The organism is Mariniblastus fucicola (genome assembly GCF_008087665.1).
Taxonomy (GTDB): domain Bacteria; phylum Planctomycetota; class Planctomycetia; order Pirellulales; family Pirellulaceae; genus Mariniblastus; species Mariniblastus fucicola.
Map to the genome: position 1 here is coordinate 2180383 of NZ_CP042912.1, position 16297 is coordinate 2196679.

Sequence of the window (16297 nt, forward strand, 5' to 3'; positions counted from 1 at the left end):
CGTTCACCGAACGTCAGCACCGGACGCAAGCACGTCTCGGGCTGTCTTCGGCAAACCGCAATGGCTATTGAACTTCAATCGCGCCGCTGGAATCAACTTCGCCCTCAACCTCTGACGTTACATCATCATCGGTGTTGTAAGTCTGGTCGGGGCCGGCACTTCGCAGCAACGCAGGAGAGGCTTCCGCGTCGTAGCGAATTTCCTTGCCCCACGCATCGGTGTGCTTGAGCATCAACATGTTGCCATCGATTCCGGTTGGAAGGTATCCCGTCTCGCCACGGAACTCATCAAGCTCGCGTTCGGCGATCGCGATTGCGACTTGCGTTTCTTCTACCTGAGCCGCAACTTCACGCTGCAGCTTTCGCTCCATCCGCTTTTGGCGATGAGCATGTTCTTCGTTGACGGCGAACGTTACGATCGAACCGGCCAACAGGATTCCCATCAAGGAGAATACCGTTCCGGCGGTCGCAGCCTTTCGTGGCCCTTTCTTTTTTCGCATCCCGTTGAGGCTGACCAGCAGCGAAAGCGGCGATGCAAATCCGGCGGTCAAGAAGCTGCCAAGCGACATCAACAGGCCCCAGAAACCCCACCAGTTAAACTTTCTGCGCGGGCGTTGCGGGACGTCGAATCCGATGTAAACGGGTTGGGGGCGACGACGGTGCTCAAATGGGACGTGATATGGCATCTTCTGGTTTCTCCTTACTATTCAGACGACCTACGGAGTTATTCGCGGACCGAGCAGAAACCTTTGGAAGATTTTCAAAAAAAGCAAACGGCAGCTGAAACAACGCAAAATGCCGCGTTTCTAGCGAGCGACCTGCGTACTCAGGCCGGTGGCTGGGTAAATTCGACGAAGTGCCCATCCGGGTCCTGCACGAAGACCTGTCGAGCACCGTCGGGACGCGTTTTGGGGATAAAGTCGATCCCGCAAGACGTCAAACGCTCCTCCACAACATCGCAGTCGCTCACACGGACCGCGAAATGGGTGCCGCGATGATGAGAGTGAACCTCTTTGTCGCGGTTCCCAATCAAATGCAATTCGTGGCTGCCGATCGAGTACCACGCGCCGGGGAAATCAAAGTCCGGACGCGGAATTGCGGGCAGTTGCAAAACGTCGCCGTAGAACTTGTCGCTAACGGCAAGGTCCGAGACATGAAGGGCGACGTGGTCAAGTTGTAGAATGTTCATGAGCTATTTGTTACCGACCAAAGTGCCCATGTCAATCTCGTAGCCCTCGCGGTAGGGACGCTTCATCATCGAAGCCGCCAACTCGTCGCCGGTGATCGTTTCGGATGCCTGGTCCCAATGGATTTTGCGGCCCAAACGGCAACAGATGCCTGCCAGATGACAAACATTCAGCATTTTCATGTGCGAGTGCACGTCTGAGATCGGCAGCGTACGTTTCTCGATCGATTCAACCAGGTTTGCCCAGTGAGCGTCCCGGTTGTTCCCGTTTATTGTCATCCCGCGATAGATTTTAGCGATGGCATCTTCAGGCAGCGGTTTGTCCTTCAGGCCTTCGACAGGAGCTCCAACCAACTTGCCGCGGTTGACGAAAATACGCCCTTGATCGCCTTCGAAAAGGATCCCGTTGTCGCCGCCGTTTTGGATTTTCAAATTCACATCTCCATCGGCAAATGCCACAGACAGATCAAACTTCTGCGCGGTGTTGTAACGATCGTCCTGAAGCGGAATGCCGTCTTTGAACTCAACCGCGTGCTTCGAAGTTCCCTCAACGGAAACCGGATCGTTGTTTTGGCCAGCAGCCGCAATTCCCAACATGGCAATGTCGATGTGATGGGCGCCCCAATCAGTCAGCTTGCCGCCCGAATGCTCGTACCACCAGCGAAACTGCGTGTGTCCGTTGGTGTACTTGCGATCTGGTTTTTTCGGATCTACAGCGTAGCGAAACGGCATCTCTGGCGACGGACCCAGCCAACGGTCCCAGTCGAGTTCTTTCGGCACGTCCGCCAAAGGGATCTCGGGACTCCAGCCGCCGGATCCGATGTTCGTTGTGACAGTGTGTAGCTTTCCAAGCCGTCCGTCGGCGATGATGGCGAGAGCTTTGTTGAACAAGTCAAAGCTGCTGCGCTGTTGCGTGCCGACCTGGACGACCCGACCCGTTTCCTTTTGTACCTTGCGAATCAGCTTGCCCTCGTCGATCGTCAGCGTCAACGGTTTCTCGCAATAGGCATCTTTTCCGGCCAACATCGCTTCGATCAGAATTTTCGTGTGCCAATGATCGGGCGTAGAGATTTGCACCACATCGATGTCGTCGCGAGCAAGGACCTTTCGATAGTCGCGATATGTGTCGGCTTTGCCACCGGTCAGCATTTCGTTGCCGCGTTCAAGATGACGCGTGTCGACGTCGCAGATGGCAACCATGTCAACGAATTTTTGCGCCACCGGAGCGGTTCGGGTTCCGTTGCCGCCGGCTCCGATGAGGGCGTATTGCAGCCTTGAGTTCCTGTTCGCCAGTCGAGCAAACGGTTGGCTGATGGAGGATACAAAAGGCAGTGCCGAGACGGCCGCGGACTGCTGCAGAAATGTTCTTCTCGTGCCCATGATAATTTCCGTTCAATGGTAGGTCTGTTCGGTGAAGACTCCATTGTGATCGTGAGCGGGGTCGGCGCGAACCGTTTGGGCGATTGGGACGCGGAAAACCTGACAGCGCAAAAAAACAGCCCGAGCATGATGCCCGGGCTGTCAATTTCAGACCAGAATACTTCCTGGGTTGAAAACGTCTCGCGTTATTGGACATAACGCTTCCGCTTCAACTAGTTGCATCCGCAACCGCAAGAAGGAGCTGCTGGAGCTGCACATCCGCAAGCAGATGCTTTAGCTTTGCATCCGCAACCAGCGAACAGTCCGCGGATCTTGCCGATGAGGCCACGAAGGCGACCACCAAGACGTGAACCAACACCGTTGCCACAGCCTGCACCGTAACCGGCACCAGCCATTCCAGCACCGTAACCGGCACCGAATCCGCCATCAACAATCATTCCACCGTCAGCAGCGTAGCCACCGTCGATGATTGCTCCGCCCATTCCGGCAGCATCGTAAGATGCAGCTGGAGCAGCGTTAACAGTTACAGGAACTTGCTCTTCGATTGTGCGTGGAACGCAAACCGTTACTGTGTAAGGAACCTGCTTGGAAACAGTGCGTGGACGCTGAACAGTCTGCATGACTGTTTTTGGAACGCATACTGTGTAAGGAACCTGACGTGAGCGAGTTTCGCAAGTCATGCGAGTAACAGTTGTTGGAACCTGACGCTGACGAGTTTCGCAAACCATTGTAGTAACAGTTTGTGGAACTTGACGTGTGCGGCACTGGTTGACCATACGAGTCGTTGTGAAAGGAACCTTGCGGCACTTAGTCACGTTGACCATTTTGGTAACTTTTTGTGCAACCTTGCGGTTACGAGTTTGAGTGACCATGCGAGTTGAGCAAACAGGAACCTGCTTGGTCTTTGTTTCGCAGACCATCTTGGTTGTGCAGTAGTTCTCGACTCGAGACTTCTGCTCGCAAACCATTTTGGTAACGCAGTAGTTAACAACTTTGGTTACTGGCTCGCAGACGAAAGTAGTTTCGCAGTATGGAATCTGCTTCGAGCGAGTTTCGCAACGGTAAGAAGTTACGGTGTAAGGAACCTGCTTTGAGACAGTGTTACACTTGTAGCTGGTTACTGTGTAAGGAACTTGCTTGCAAGTCTTTTCGCAACGGTACTTGGTAACGCAAACTTGCTTTGTTTCGCAAGATGGAACCCAGACCTTTTTGCAAACCGTACGATCAGGAGTGCGGTAAGTGATTGTCTGTGGGCAAGAAACCGGAGCTGGCTCACATCCGCAATCAGCTACTGGAGCTGGTTCGCATCCGCAATCAGCGACTGGAGCTGGAGCACAGCCACAATCTGCAACGGGTGCAGCACAACCGCAATCGGCTGCTGCAGCACGTTTCTTCTTGCAACCGCAACCGCCAAGCAGTCCGCCACCGAGAAGTCCGCCGCCGTTTCCTCCACCGAGGATTCCGCCGCCACCAAGGAGGCCGCCACCAAGGATTCCGCCTGCAGCACCACCACCGATGTATCCGCCAGCAGCTCCGCCACCAACAGTACGAGTGTAAGTCTGTCCTGGGATAACCTCAGTAACAGTTTGGTAAGAACCACCGTTTACAGTAACGTTTTTCGTTTCTGTGTAAGGAACTCGCTTGGTCGAAGTGACCGTGCGGTACTTTGTTTCCGTTACAGGTGTGCGAACTGTTTCTGTAACAGTACGCATGCGAGTCTCAGTTACAGGAACTTTCACTGTGTAGTTTACAGTGCGAGTCTTGTTGACTGTGACAGGACGACGAACCATCGAAGTGATCGTCTTTTGACGAGTTTCACGAACAGGACGCTGAACCGTGTAGTTTACAGTTCGTTGCTTCATTTCACGAACAGGACGCTGAACTGTGTAGTTCACTGTCTTGTAGGTGGTTTCGCGAACAGGAACCTGAACAGTGTAAGGCTGATCAACGTAGATTGTTGAGCAGGTTGGAACCTGAACAGTGTAGTTCTCTGTGCGATACGAAGTCGACTGAACAGGAACCTGAACAGTGTAACGCTCTGAACGCATAACAGTTGAGGTCTTTGGGACCTTGACTGTGTAGTTTTCAGTTCGCATAACTGTTTCCTGAACAGGAACCTGAACCTGATAGTTCTCAGTTCGCATTCGTGTTTCACGAGTGTTCGTGGTTACTGGAACCTGAACGGAATCGTAAACAGTTTCGTTAACGGTGCGGTAACGAGTAACTTGCTGTTGCTCGTTGACGGTCCGGCGAACGGTCTTCATAACCGTGTAGCTACAACCACAACCCGCATCCGGGGCAGCAACACCCACTGTGTCGTAGCTTGCGCCACCACAACACTGAGCGAAGCTGAAGCTGGCCGACATCATGGCCGCGGCAAACGCAGCCGAAGTCAGCAGACTTCTAACCAATTTCATAGTGAATCTCCAAAAATTACTGACGTTTCAAACCTTGCAGGCGGCACCTGGTCGGGCGAATTCGTTCGCCATGCCAACCCTTAGCTCAGTACACCTCTCGACTGGGAACGAGGCGGTCAACTTAATCGCCACCATTCCGATCAGCCCCTAGTTTGCGAATCCTCCGTGTTGATTCGCCTGAGGGGTGAATTTGCTTTCGGTAACTTCGGATAGTTGCGGGCTCCGGGTTGAATGGATAGCTGCTATCAAAAAAGAAAACTGGAAACGATGCGTAAGATATAGCGGTTGGTCGGGTCGCCCCGTTTTTGAAGCCTGGCGGAAGTCTTGACAGGAAAGAACGCTGCGACTTGGAGCAGGAGTTTAGGGATGCAACTTGTTGAGAAATGCTCTGTAGAGCGCGGAATCTCAGCGAAAATTTGAGATCCGGGGCGTGTTGCGGAGAAGGAGAAGGCGAGCCAGGAATGTTGCTGGTTTGGCTTGCGGAATTGCCTGGAGGGCAAGAGTTGAGAAGGCCGGTGGCGTTGAGAGCGCGGGGGAGTTGTGTTTTTTCTTACGAAGCCGCGAGAGGTGGAATCGGAGGTTCGCTTCGTCGGTCAGCGGCAGAAGGAGGTCATAAGGAGTACCCAGTACCCAGTACTCAGTACTCAGTACTCAGAAGCCAGTACTCAGAAGCCAGTACTCAGAAGCCAGTACCCAGTACCCAGTACTCAGAAGCCAGAAGCCAGAAGCCAGAAGCCAGAAGGCGGGGCCCCGGCGGAGCTACAGGAAACGTGGTGCAGTGCACTATGTATTCGGTACTTCCTGGCTCAACCCTGGCGTGCTAAGCCGCTTTCTTCGTCGGCTCAGCGTCCGCGTCTTGCGGTGGCCTGATAGACTCGATCGTCCGGATCAATTGGGTATCCAGCTCGTCGAGTCGGCGAATGACTTCATCCTGACGCGTCAAAAGCTCTTCAATGAGATTCGCACGCGGATCGTTTGATTGAGATGGCTCAGACATTGCATTCCGGCTAGAGGAAGTCGACGTTTGAACTATCGACCTGCCGAGCCTCGAATCTGCCAATACGAACGAAAGTCCCAGTCAGATAAACCACGTCAACCTTTACGGTCGGGAAAAACTGATGATTTTGGTGAAAAACCGGGATTCAGTTGGTTTCCGCTGGACAGTACGATCGAAAACTTCCTATAATCTGCGGCTCGAATCATGCCGCCGGTGGAGTTGTGCGCCGCACCCACTGAGACGCCCGTTCTGTCCTTCGTTCGGAGAACGCTTAATGAAAAACAATTTTTTGGAGAAACAATGGTAAAGCTGCTGGTACGCGAAAAAGAATCAATTCAGGAGGCTGTAAGAAGATTTCGGAAGCTTGTTGAGCGCAGTGGCATCAAGAAGGAAATGCGTCGTCGCGAATTCTACGAAAAGCCAAGCGAAACCAAACGACGCGCTCGTCTGCGAGCTGAGCGTCGCTCCAAGCGAAACCGCATGTTGGCGGCAAGACGCTAGACACCAGTAAGCGAATTACTCAAAGCACTTGCCGATATGCGAGTGCTTTTTTTGTTTCTTTTCCGTTGGCGACCGACGACGATCGTGAACCCAAAAACCATTGTCACGATACTGAAGTACATCGCCTCGATCGGGCTTTTGACCTACCTGATCTATTCGCGACGCGATCAATTTACCGCTTTCCTTGAGCAGGAAAAGAACTTCTGGTGGCTCGCTGCGGCCCTCGCCACCATGACGACGGCGTTCATGTTCAGCTACCTCCGATGGCAGTGGTTGGCCAACGCCATCCGGCTCGACCTTACACTTGGCGAAGCGATCAAGCTCGGTTTCATCGGCGCCTTCTTCAACGTCGTTGCCTTCGGAGTCGTCGGAGGCGATTCACTGCGAGCCTTTTACGCCGCACGAACCAAGAAAGGTCGCGTTCCCGAAGCGATTCTCAGCGTGTTCATTGACCGCGCGATCGGCCTGATGGTCATGTGCGGATTCGCCGGACTCGCCTGGCAGATCAATGGCTATTTTGGAAACGCCGCGGAGACCAAAGAACAACTGGCGATCGCCAGTATCTGCAACACTGCTGGAATTTTGAGTCTGCTTGGAGCCATCGGGCTGATGGCGTTTCTGATGTTCCCCGGCATTCGCAAATTCGCTCCGTTTCGAGCGCTGACAAAGCTTCCGAAAGTCGGCGACTTGATCGATCAAGGCATGGAGGCGGCTGCCTTGTACAGCAAGAACCAGAAAGCCATCGGAATGGCGATCGTCTTCAGCATCGCTTCCAATCTGCTTTTCGCCACCACGATTTGGCTGGTCTCGCTAGGCGTTTCCGAATCACCTCCCTCGTTTGTTCAGCACATGGTCATCGCTCCGATAGCGATGGTCGCCAATTCGATTCCGCTGCCTGGCGGCGTCGGAGGCATGGAAGTCGCATTGGCCGCGATGTACGAAAGCTACGGGGCATCCAGCGGCGTCATTGTGGCGATCTGCTACCGGTTGTGCATTCTGTTCGTTTCGCTGATCGGATGGATCGTGTGGCTGGTCGGAGGCGGCGACAAGATGCGAGTCGAGTCTTAATTACGTCAACTCGACTCTTTCCAGACCGTTTATTCAGACGGGAAAACGCATGATTCGCGGCAGGGTTTGAGGTTTCGCAAATCGAATGGGTGGTTTTGGTAAAATTTGTCGAAAGACCTATTTTTTGCGCGAACAATATTTGTTAAAACTTGCCCTTCGTAAAACACGTGGCAGAGTCTTTGACTTAGTCACATGAAGCGTGATGCCCGATGGTGTAATGGCAACACTACGGTTTTTGGTACCGTCATTCTAGGTTCGAGTCCTAGTCGGGCAACTCGCTTTTTTCTTTGCCGTTCTGGCTGCCAATCACAGGCCGATTTTTCCTGCGGGAACGGTTTGTGCTAACATGAATTGAACTCGTCCTTTCGTGCAAATTCTCCAGAACGTTTGCCATGCTGATTGAATTTCGCTGCGGCAACTACTCGCGTTTTGACGCTGCCACAGGCCAGTACACCGTTTGCGGACAACGCATGCAAGCGGACGCCGAAGACGCCGGAATGATCGTCAGCTGCCCTCGTTGCAAACAGGACTGCGAAGTCCCCGTGCCAAAGAAAGCTCGCGGCGCAGGCAAACGAAAGTCCTCCGATCAAGGGAGTCCTGAAGGCAAACCGAATCCGCGAAAGTCAGCGAATCCCGGGAAGTCCGGCGCTGCAAATTCTGCTGCGAAAAAGGCTCCGGCATCGTTGGAAGAAGAAGCCTTGATCGCTCAGTCGAGGCAGCGTCCGACAGCGGCTGCTCCGAAAGCCAAATCGCAGCGTTGCCCCAAGTGCGGCGGCGTCCTCGACAGCCGCGGCGTCTGTGGCGAATGCCGTTGGGTTCGACCGCGGTTCGCAAAAGCAAATCAGTCGCTCGAAGAAATGGAAATGGAGCCCGCAGGCATGATGCTCTGGTTCTCCCAAATCCTGTCCGAAGGCGTGCCGATGAACCTGCTGTGCATGGCGGCAAACATTGCGATCCCGATGCTGCTCAGTGCTCTGATGGCGTTCGCGCTCTTCGTCATGGGCGGTTTTATGGGAGGTTTCTTTTTCCTGATTATGCTGGCGATGTTGCTGCTGTACATTGGATTGGCGTACAAGGGCTACCAGTTTTTGCGTGACGGAAACGCCAGGCTCGCGTGGTTTCAAAAGCCGTTTTGGAACGGAATTCTTGCCTTCTGCCGGTCGAGAAAATGGAAAGGCATCGACGCGAAGCTTAAAAACCGAAACGTGGTCGACTTTCACGGCGAAGCCATCACCGACGAACAGCTGATTGCTCAAAAAGAGTTCCGGTCGGCGCAGGTGTTGGACCTCGAAGGCACACTGATTACTGACAAGACGATCGAACAGCTTTATCAGCTCAAGTATTTGCAGTGTCTCGTCGTGCGGAACACAGAAGTCTCCCATCTGGCGGTCACTCGATTGCAGCAGTCGTTTCCCAAGCTATGGATTTGGCACTAGTGTTTGAGTCGGAACAGTACGAGCTGATTGATTTCGGAGACGGCACGAAGGTCGAGCGTTTTGGCGACAGGATCGTGGCGCGAGAAAGTCCTTCGGTCGAAATGTTTGAGCCAAAAATGCCGCTGGGCGAAGTCGAAGTCGATGCGAGTTTTGACAGTCGCGATGGCGATTGTCGTTGGCACGGCGAGCTTGATTCGGAATGGGCTACATCGCACAGTCAGAGCCAGTTTTCGCTGCGACAAACGCCAACCGGGCAAGTCGGTGTGTTTCCGGAACAGGCTGCGAATTGGGATTGGATTGCGAAACACGCGGACGTAGTTTCAGGCAAAAAAGCGATCAATCTGTTTGCCTACACCGGTGGCTCGACATTGGCCCTCGCTGCGGCGGGTGCTCACATCACTCATGTCGATTCGGCCTCCAGCGTCGTTACGTGGGCTCGCGAAAACGCAGCGAAATCCGGATTGGCGGACCGACCAATTCGTTGGATCGTCGAGGATGCGATGAAGTTTGTGCAACGCGAGATCAAACGCGGCAACTCCTACGACATCTTCGTGGCTGATCCTCCTTCATTCGGCCGCGGCAAAAAGAACGAGACCTGGAAGATTGAACGCGACCTCGAAGATCTTGTTGAACTCGCGAAAGCGCTTTGTCCTGATCCGAAGATGGTCATCTTGAGCTGCCACACGCCGACTTGGGACGCGTCTGATCTTGAGTTCGTTCTGGAGCGTCAATTCGCGTCGCACAGTGAGAAGTTCGAGGCGTTTGCGTTGTCGCTCAATACCAACGATGGCCGAACATTGCCTTCGGGAGATTGTGCCCGATTCGTGGTGGAGGACTAATCGTGGAAGTCATCTCGAGCCACCAGAACCCCAGAATTAAAAAGCTGATCAAGCTTCACAGTTCTCGAGGTCGGCAGAAGCAAAACCGCATCGCGGTGTTCGGCAGTCGTGAAATTCTGAGAGCGCTTCGTTCCGGAGTTGCACCCGACGAGATCTTCGTTTGCGAGCCTCTGGCGGACGCGAAAATACTGACTGAGATTCGCGAGTTGGTTGCTGGGTTCGAGTCCTTGACTCGTTTGGTGCCGACAGAGCTGTTTGAAAAGATTTGCTTTGGAGATCGAACCGACGGGATCGTGATGACTGCCGATCGGCCAGAACTTTCGATGGATCGCGTCTTCGATCAGTCTCCGGCTCCGATCATCGCGGTCGTCGAGTCCATCGAGAAACCTGGGAACCTGGGCGCGATTTTGCGCAGCGCAGACGGAGCAGGGCTCGACGGATTGATCGTCGCCGATCCGCTGACCGACTGGTTCCACCCGAACACGATCCGTTCAAGTCTTGGGACGTGCTTTTCGGTGCCCGGTAGCGTGATTGATACAGAAACGTTGCGGCAGCGGTTGATTGACGATGAGTTTCAGGTCATCGTGGCGTCGCTTCAGGGCGCGACAGACTTCTATGAAGCTGATCTGACGAAGAAAACCGCGATCGTGTTGGGCAACGAAGCCAAGGGCGTCAGCGATGCGTGGGTTCGAGGCGAGTTTCAAATGGCAAAGTTGCCGATGCTGGGTATCGCCGACAGTTTGAACGTGTCCGCAACGGCAGCAGCGATGTTCTACGAAGCGAGACGGCAGCGTCGGTAGCAGTGCGTTCTACGCCGTGCGTTGACGGACCGCGATAGGACGTGCCGTAACAGGTCGGACTGGAATCGCAGTTCGAACAGGCTTCATCCAGCGGAGAAGCACAAGGAAAACCGCACCCCAAAAGAGCACGAACATGAACATCTGTCCAAGATTCGTTTGGCCGAAAACACCATCGTTCGCCGTAAGATGAAACGTCGGAGCCAACGCTCCGTCGACTGGTGTATTGATGCTCACGCGGACCAGTTCTGTGCTTTCGGGAGTAAACAGCTTCATGAAATCGTAGCCCAGATCGAACTTCAATTCGGCTTCTGGTCGGGACGAAGAAGTTTCGTAGCCCGGAACGATGATCTGATGAGCACCCAAGTTGGTGTCGGTCAGCAGGTTTCCACCAATCGGGCTTTGGATCTGAACGTTCAGTTTCGAAAGATTGAAACTGTCTTCGCTGGAAATCTGGTCGACGTCCAGAAACAACGTCATCGTGTTGACTGAGTCATAGCCGTTGTCATTGAAGAACTGCCATAGTTCGCCGGCGGTGAGCTCAACGGTCCCCAGATTTTGGTCACCCTTCATTTCAAAAGATGCCGCAACGAGCTTGGACAAGCAGGGCGAGCAAGAATAGTCGCCGATCGCGATGTTGGCTCTTGAGAGGCCCTCTTCGATGATCACTTCATCAGCGGATGAGGAAGCAAACAAACAGGCCATCGCGAGAAACAACGCGGAGAATGCAATTCCAGTTGTGCAGTACAGCTGACGCATTAAATAGACCCACGCACAATCTTGATGTTCAATACAATGTAGGCTTCCATAATATCTCCATAGATCGGAATTGGAAGCCTCGCGGTTACAAGCTGGCAAAAATATGACAGATGTGGAGGTTCACCCAGTTGTTCGGGATTAATTGCCCAGTTGTCCGGCTTAAATCATCTGGCCTTTTCATCGTCGTAAAGGAGTTCCAAGCCTACTTTAGACTTGAATAAGGTCGTAGGCTGCATAATCGGCAATGTTACAAACCGTAATAGTTCCAGCGTGGAATAGGCTTCCAGCTTGCGAGCCGACGTTACGACGGACTGCCGAAGCATTGAGAATCTGCCTTGTGAGGCGATGCCGCGGCTAAAGAAAAGCTCCTCGATCGCATAGAAATCTTCATCGAATCCACCGAAAGCCTCAAACGCGTCTTTGCGGCAAAACATAAAACATCCAGCAGCCCAACCTCCGATCGATTGCCAACCGATCTTGACGGCGTAGAACATCGCCCACTTCACAACCGACAGTTTGATCTCCGGAGCGATATCAACAGCCGCTCCGCCACCAGCCGCGCCCTTGGCGAGCTGATCCAATGCCGCGGCGAGCGTCGCAGCAGGTAGCAGCGTGTCGGCGTCAAGAAAAAACAGCCACGGAGTGTCGCAGGTCCGAGCACCCGCGTTTCGGACGGCGCCAATGTTTCTCAAGCTGACATCAATGACTTCAGCACCATGTTCGATCGCGACTTCTCGCGTCAAATCTGTAGACGCGTCGTTGACGACGACAACTTTCGCCGGATGATCGATCTCTTGCAGCGACTGCTGAACCGTGGCCAGCGTATTCGGCAAATAGTTCTCTTCGTTGTGAGCCGGAATCACGATCGTGAAATCGCGCCAATCCGAACGATGTTTGCCAATCGTTGGCCGCGAGGGTTTTCCGTCGACGTTCATAAGGTGCATGCGTCAGGTTGACGTCCGACTAACACAATCCATCGTGTCTCAGCTACAATCCCGAATACCGGAAGCCTTTGACACTGAATCGAAAGCGTTTGATTGGAAGCCAGCATCTCTTCCGGGTCAACTCGTCGATACCCTGAATGTAGCCAGTGTGCGTACTCCAATCGCAAATTTTCGAGCGTTAGTTCGACGAGTTCGATTCGAGATACAGCATTCGATTTGCGGAGGAGAACTCGATGAAAGATGTAATGGCCGTCATTCTTGCCGGCGGAAAAGGTTCACGACTTGAGCCGCTGACTCGCGATCGCGCCAAGCCCGCCGTTCCTTTTGGTGGCGGCTATCGGATCGCGGACTTTGCGCTATCGAATTGCCTCAACAGTGGCATCCGTAAGATTCTGTTGCTGACTCAGTACAAAGCCATCAGTCTCGATCGCCACATCAACACCGGCTGGCGCCAGTTTTTCTGCCGGGAGCTTGGCGAGTTCATCGACATCGTTCCTCCGCAACAGCGTATCGACGAGCACTGGTATCAGGGGACTGCCGACGCGGTCTATCAGAATATCTACACGATTGAAAAAGAGAAACCAAACAGCGTTCTGATCCTTGCCGGCGATCACATCTACAAGATGAACTACGGCGCGATGGTCGACTACCATGAAAAAATGAAAGCCGACCTGACTGTCGCGGCTTTGCAAGTCGATCCCGAGGAAGCGAAATCGTTTGGCGTGATGCAAGTCAACGAGCAAAATCGCATCGTCGGATTTGAGGAGAAACCGGATGCCCCGAAATCGATCCCCGGTGATCCGAACCAATGCCTGGCAAGCATGGGCGTGTATGTTTTTTCAGCTCGCTTTTTGTTTGAACAACTGCTTCGAGACGCGAACCAGCCTGACAGCCAACGGGACTTCGGCAAGAACATTATTCCGTCGGTGATTGATTCGCATCGTGTGTTCGCATTTCCGTTTCAGGATGAAAATCGTAAGTCGCAGGCGTACTGGCGAGACGTCGGCACGATCGACGCTTACTACGACGCCAATATGGATTTGATTAGCGTTGATCCGATGCTGAATATGTACGATCAGCAGTGGCCGATTCGCACGTTCCAGGAAAACTGTCCGCCGCCAAAATTCGTCTTTGGCGGAGACGACGAAGAAGGCCGTGTGGGCATGGCAACGGACTCGATCGTTTGTCCCGGCAGCATCATTTCCGGAGGTCGAGTAGAACGTTCGATCGTCGGACTGCATTGCCGCATCAACAGCTTCGCCAACGTCTCCGATTCGATTCTGTTCGACAGCGTCACGGTAGGTCGTCACGCTCAAGTCAGGCGCGCGATCATCGACAAAGGAGTCAGCATTCCATCGGGCACGCGAATTGGTTTCGATCTCGAGGCCGATCGGAAACGGGGTTTGACCGTCACCGAAAGCGGCATTGTCGTGATCGGCAAGGGCGACGTGATTTCCAAAGTTCACGACGAAGCTAATGCCGAAGGGACCGTGCCGGCTCCTCACCTGAACCAGAAAACTCAGCGTCAAAACCGATGAGGCATCGTCGCGTGGTCTCGCAATCGGTTTAACGATAGTGCGCTTGTTCGGACTTGCGTTTGCCAAGCATTAGCCGCGAAGAGAAATCACTTTGGTCGATGCGACTTTGTCGTGAAGGCATTTTCTGTCCGCGCCAAATATCGACACAGCATTGACCAGCCCAATCAGTCCTCCGATTACCGGGATGATAGTAATCAGCCACAGCCAAAGGTATCGCATCAGGAATAGCCGTCCCAGCGGCACCAGCTGATTGTCATCTCCCAGAATTCTCGTTTTCATCGCCAGTTTGCCGATGGTTTGTCCCTGCTTGGCCAGTAGATATCCGTTGAGCAAAAAGAAAGCCGCGGTGAGGGAGATCAGCATCAGAACTGTTTCTGCCACAAAGTCCTGCAGGTGCCTCGGTTCGAGCGAAGCGGTCTCAAAATAGCTCGGGTCGACGAGGATCCCGTAGACCATGATCAAAACGAAATAGGGAACCATCATCACGAGTAACAGCAGGATCGAGTCGATGAAATTTCCAGCGAAACGTTGCCAAAGCGTTGCAAGTGGCAATTCGCTAACAGCCAATGGAGTCTTGGTCTGGTCAACTGGCGCCGGGGCATAAGGATTAAGTTCAGACACAGGCTTGTCGCTCAATTTGGTTTGGATTCGGATACAAATTTTCGAACCAGAGTAGCATTTTTGATTCCCGGACCGGATTCCACGCCGCTCGCGACATCGACTCCGCCGGGCTCACAGGCAGCGATCGCCATCGCAACGTTGTCCGGATTCAATCCACCGGCCAACAGCCACGGCACTGAAATTTTGAGCCGCTCAATCGAATCCCAGTCCAGCTGATTGCCTGTTCCGCCAAACGAGCCTGCCGATGCGGCGTCCAGCAAAATCGCATCGACGCCGGCGTCTTGCCACTGATCGATTTCAGATTGCGCTTTCTCGAAATCGTTGTCCATGATTCGGACGGCTCGAATGGATTTCGTTTCTGGTTGGTTCGCTTTCAATTCCGCAACGATCGAAGGCTCTTCGTCGCCATGAAATTGAACGTGGCTCAAACCAACCAGCGCTACGATTTCGCAAATGTCTGCGACCGTCGAATTGACAAAAACGCCGACGACGGCGATCTTGCCGCTGACTGACTCGGCGATCGTTCGAGCCAATTCAGGGCTGACGAATCGCTTGCTACGCTCGTAAAAGTTCAGCCCAATCGCATCGGCACCCGATTCGTGCGTAGAAACGGCGTCTTCGGTGCGCGTAATGCCGCAGATTTTGGTTCGAATCGGTTTCATGAACTCAGTTGGACAGAAATTGAGGTCGTAGATATCCTAACGCGACAAAACTTTCTCTACACAAACTAAACCGTGAACCCAACTCACACAATTCAGGATTTGAGCCGTCCAAGATTTCTTGCCGACCACGCTCGGCTTCCGATGATGGTCTGTGGCATCGCCGGAGTTTCCGGCTACAACGCTTTTCACTGGTTTCGCGATCGGTATGGCGATCAAGTCATCGGTCAGCGCCCGCGTCGGAACTGGAACCTGACGGGTGATGGAATCGTCGGCCACGATCTTTCCGAGGTGGACCAGATTCGTGAAGTTCTGGCAACGAACAATGTGCGGACCGTCATCAATTGCGGAGGGAGCTGTGCACTCAAGGCGTGCGAATGCGATCCAGAGATGGCTCAGCAGTTGAACGTCACCAACGTAAGCCATCTGCTCGACGTGATCGAAGGCACCGACATTCGGCTGGTTCATCTTTCGATTGACCTCGTTTACTCCGGAGCAGGGCAGGGCGGTCATATCGAAACCGACCCGACGGATCCCGTCACGGTCTACGGCCGTACGATGGTCGAAGCCGAGCAACTGGTGATGGATCGCCGCCCCGATTCGTGCATTTTGCGTATTTCGCTGCCGATGGGGATCAGCTTCAACGGTCACGCCGGAGCCATCGATTGGATTCAGAACCGGTTTGCGAAAGGCCGACCGGCGACGTTGTATTTTGACGAAGTGCGAACGCCGACGTTTGTCGAGTGTCTTAACGAAGTCGTTGAAGAAGTTGCCGTCAGCGACATGTCTGGCATCTTTCATTGTGGCGGGCCGCGGCGATTGTCGTTGTACGAGATTGCTCAAATCGTAAACCGGGTCGGCGGCTACGATCCTGAGCTGCTGATTGGTTGTCCGCGAATTGAAGCCGGACCAATGCCGCCGCGAGCCGGCGATGTGACGATGGATTCCAGCCGCCTGGCCAATGCACTTGGCCGCGATCCTTTTGCGCCGTGGCCTCATTGCGATTCGATGGTGCCGACCGATCGAAACTGGCACTACGAACGGGCCAGCGGAGCCGAATTTCTTACCGACGGTTCGCTGGAGTGGATTGAACGCGTACTCTATCGCCGCAGCTTTGCGCATCCAAGACGCTAAAGCATGCGTGAGTTTGCGCACT

At 53.7% G+C, this 16297-nt stretch carries 16 protein-coding genes and 1 tRNA gene; 8 read left to right on the top strand and 9 right to left on the bottom strand.

The window, feature by feature from the left end:
• Positions 1-64: 64 nt before the first annotated feature.
• From MFFC18_RS07960 to MFFC18_RS24860, 5 genes are all read right to left on the bottom strand, one after another.
• Positions 65-685 carry a hypothetical protein gene (locus MFFC18_RS07960; protein ID WP_148618705.1) on the bottom strand — a complete coding sequence of 207 codons (621 nt, stop codon included), beginning with the start codon at positions 683-685 and terminating at the stop codon, positions 65-67.
• 140 nt (positions 686-825) lie between these two features.
• Positions 826-1188, bottom strand: coding sequence for a VOC family protein (locus MFFC18_RS07965; RefSeq protein ID WP_075085488.1), 363 nt, complete (start codon positions 1186-1188; stop codon positions 826-828).
• Between the two features lie 3 nt (positions 1189-1191).
• Positions 1192-2565 (bottom strand): Gfo/Idh/MocA family protein, encoded by a 1374-nt coding sequence (locus tag MFFC18_RS07970; protein ID WP_075085489.1) that lies wholly within the window; start codon positions 2563-2565, stop codon positions 1192-1194.
• A gap of 212 nt (positions 2566-2777) precedes the next feature.
• The gene (locus tag MFFC18_RS07975; RefSeq protein WP_075085491.1) at positions 2778-4982 is read right to left on the bottom strand and encodes a hypothetical protein; all 2205 of its coding nucleotides are present in this window, start codon (positions 4980-4982) and stop codon (positions 2778-2780) included.
• 820 nt (positions 4983-5802) lie between these two features.
• Positions 5803-5979: a hypothetical protein gene (locus MFFC18_RS24860; protein ID WP_157665199.1), complete on the bottom strand. Its 177-nt coding sequence runs from the start codon at positions 5977-5979 to the stop codon at positions 5803-5805.
• A 300-nt stretch (positions 5980-6279) separates the two neighbouring features.
• On the opposite strand from MFFC18_RS24860, the gene rpsU reads away from it, so the two are divergent.
• From rpsU to MFFC18_RS08005, 6 genes are all read left to right on the top strand, one after another.
• Complete coding sequence (rpsU, locus tag MFFC18_RS07980) at positions 6280-6480, top strand: 30S ribosomal protein S21 (RefSeq protein WP_075085642.1); 201 nt, start codon at positions 6280-6282, stop codon at positions 6478-6480.
• 84 nt (positions 6481-6564) lie between these two features.
• Positions 6565-7548 (top strand): lysylphosphatidylglycerol synthase transmembrane domain-containing protein, encoded by a 984-nt coding sequence (locus tag MFFC18_RS07985; protein ID WP_157665200.1) that lies wholly within the window; start codon positions 6565-6567, stop codon positions 7546-7548.
• Between the two features lie 203 nt (positions 7549-7751).
• Positions 7752-7822: transfer RNA gene (locus tag MFFC18_RS07990), tRNA-Gln, on the top strand.
• A 118-nt stretch (positions 7823-7940) separates the two neighbouring features.
• The gene (locus MFFC18_RS07995; RefSeq protein WP_075085493.1) at positions 7941-8984 is read left to right on the top strand and encodes a hypothetical protein; all 1044 of its coding nucleotides are present in this window, start codon (positions 7941-7943) and stop codon (positions 8982-8984) included.
• Entirely contained in the window at positions 8969-9823 is an 855-nt protein-coding gene (locus tag MFFC18_RS08000) for a class I SAM-dependent methyltransferase (protein ID WP_075085494.1), read from the top strand. The genes MFFC18_RS07995 and MFFC18_RS08000 overlap by 16 nt, the downstream gene beginning before the upstream one ends.
• 2 nt (positions 9824-9825) lie before the next feature.
• Positions 9826-10623 (top strand): TrmH family RNA methyltransferase, encoded by a 798-nt coding sequence (locus MFFC18_RS08005; RefSeq protein ID WP_075085495.1) that lies wholly within the window; start codon positions 9826-9828, stop codon positions 10621-10623.
• A gap of 9 nt (positions 10624-10632) precedes the next feature.
• On the opposite strand, the gene MFFC18_RS08010 is transcribed toward MFFC18_RS08005, so the two are convergent.
• Complete coding sequence (locus tag MFFC18_RS08010) at positions 10633-11379, bottom strand: hypothetical protein (RefSeq protein ID WP_075085496.1); 747 nt, start codon at positions 11377-11379, stop codon at positions 10633-10635.
• A gap of 164 nt (positions 11380-11543) precedes the next feature.
• Positions 11544-12323 carry a glycosyltransferase gene (locus tag MFFC18_RS08015; protein ID WP_084417275.1) on the bottom strand — a complete coding sequence of 260 codons (780 nt, stop codon included), beginning with the start codon at positions 12321-12323 and terminating at the stop codon, positions 11544-11546.
• Positions 12324-12556: 233 nt separating this feature from the next.
• On the opposite strand from MFFC18_RS08015, the gene glgC reads away from it, so the two are divergent.
• Positions 12557-13861, top strand: coding sequence for a glucose-1-phosphate adenylyltransferase (glgC, locus tag MFFC18_RS08020; protein WP_084417276.1), 1305 nt, complete (start codon positions 12557-12559; stop codon positions 13859-13861).
• A gap of 69 nt (positions 13862-13930) precedes the next feature.
• Here the strand turns inward: glgC and MFFC18_RS08025 are convergent, their stop codons facing one another.
• Entirely contained in the window at positions 13931-14482 is a 552-nt protein-coding gene (locus MFFC18_RS08025) for an RDD family protein (protein WP_162273978.1), read from the bottom strand.
• Between the two features lie 11 nt (positions 14483-14493).
• On the bottom strand, positions 14494-15144 hold the full coding sequence (locus MFFC18_RS08030) for a phosphoribosylanthranilate isomerase (protein ID WP_075085498.1): 651 nt from the start codon (positions 15142-15144) through the stop codon (positions 14494-14496).
• Positions 15145-15216: 72 nt separating this feature from the next.
• Here MFFC18_RS08030 and MFFC18_RS08035 point away from each other — a divergent pair, with 72 nt between their 5' ends.
• Positions 15217-16275: an SDR family oxidoreductase gene (locus MFFC18_RS08035; protein WP_238381300.1), complete on the top strand. Its 1059-nt coding sequence runs from the start codon at positions 15217-15219 to the stop codon at positions 16273-16275.
• Positions 16276-16297 lie beyond the last annotated feature (22 nt).

Bases quoted from the DNA above. Each gene is read 5' to 3' on its own strand.
- MFFC18_RS07965 (WP_075085488.1), bottom strand. From the start codon at position 1,188: ATGAACATTCTACAACTTGACCACGTCGCCCTTCATGTCTCGGACCTT.
- MFFC18_RS24860 (WP_157665199.1), bottom strand. From the start codon at position 5,979: ATGTCTGAGCCATCTCAATCAAACGATCCGCGTGCGAATCTCATTGAA.
- MFFC18_RS08010 (WP_075085496.1), bottom strand. From the start codon at position 11,379: ATGCGTCAGCTGTACTGCACAACTGGAATTGCATTCTCCGCGTTGTTT.
- MFFC18_RS07975 (WP_075085491.1), bottom strand. From the start codon at position 4,982: ATGAAATTGGTTAGAAGTCTGCTGACTTCGGCTGCGTTTGCCGCGGCC.
- MFFC18_RS07995 (WP_075085493.1), top strand. From the start codon at position 7,941: ATGCTGATTGAATTTCGCTGCGGCAACTACTCGCGTTTTGACGCTGCC.
- MFFC18_RS08000 (WP_075085494.1), top strand. From the start codon at position 8,969: ATGGATTTGGCACTAGTGTTTGAGTCGGAACAGTACGAGCTGATTGAT.
- MFFC18_RS07960 (WP_148618705.1), bottom strand. From the start codon at position 685: ATGCCATATCACGTCCCATTTGAGCACCGTCGTCGCCCCCAACCCGTT.
- MFFC18_RS08015 (WP_084417275.1), bottom strand. From the start codon at position 12,323: ATGCACCTTATGAACGTCGACGGAAAACCCTCGCGGCCAACGATTGGC.
- glgC (WP_084417276.1), top strand. From the start codon at position 12,557: ATGAAAGATGTAATGGCCGTCATTCTTGCCGGCGGAAAAGGTTCACGA.
- MFFC18_RS07970 (WP_075085489.1), bottom strand. From the start codon at position 2,565: ATGGGCACGAGAAGAACATTTCTGCAGCAGTCCGCGGCCGTCTCGGCA.
- rpsU (WP_075085642.1), top strand. From the start codon at position 6,280: ATGGTAAAGCTGCTGGTACGCGAAAAAGAATCAATTCAGGAGGCTGTA.
- MFFC18_RS08030 (WP_075085498.1), bottom strand. From the start codon at position 15,144: ATGAAACCGATTCGAACCAAAATCTGCGGCATTACGCGCACCGAAGAC.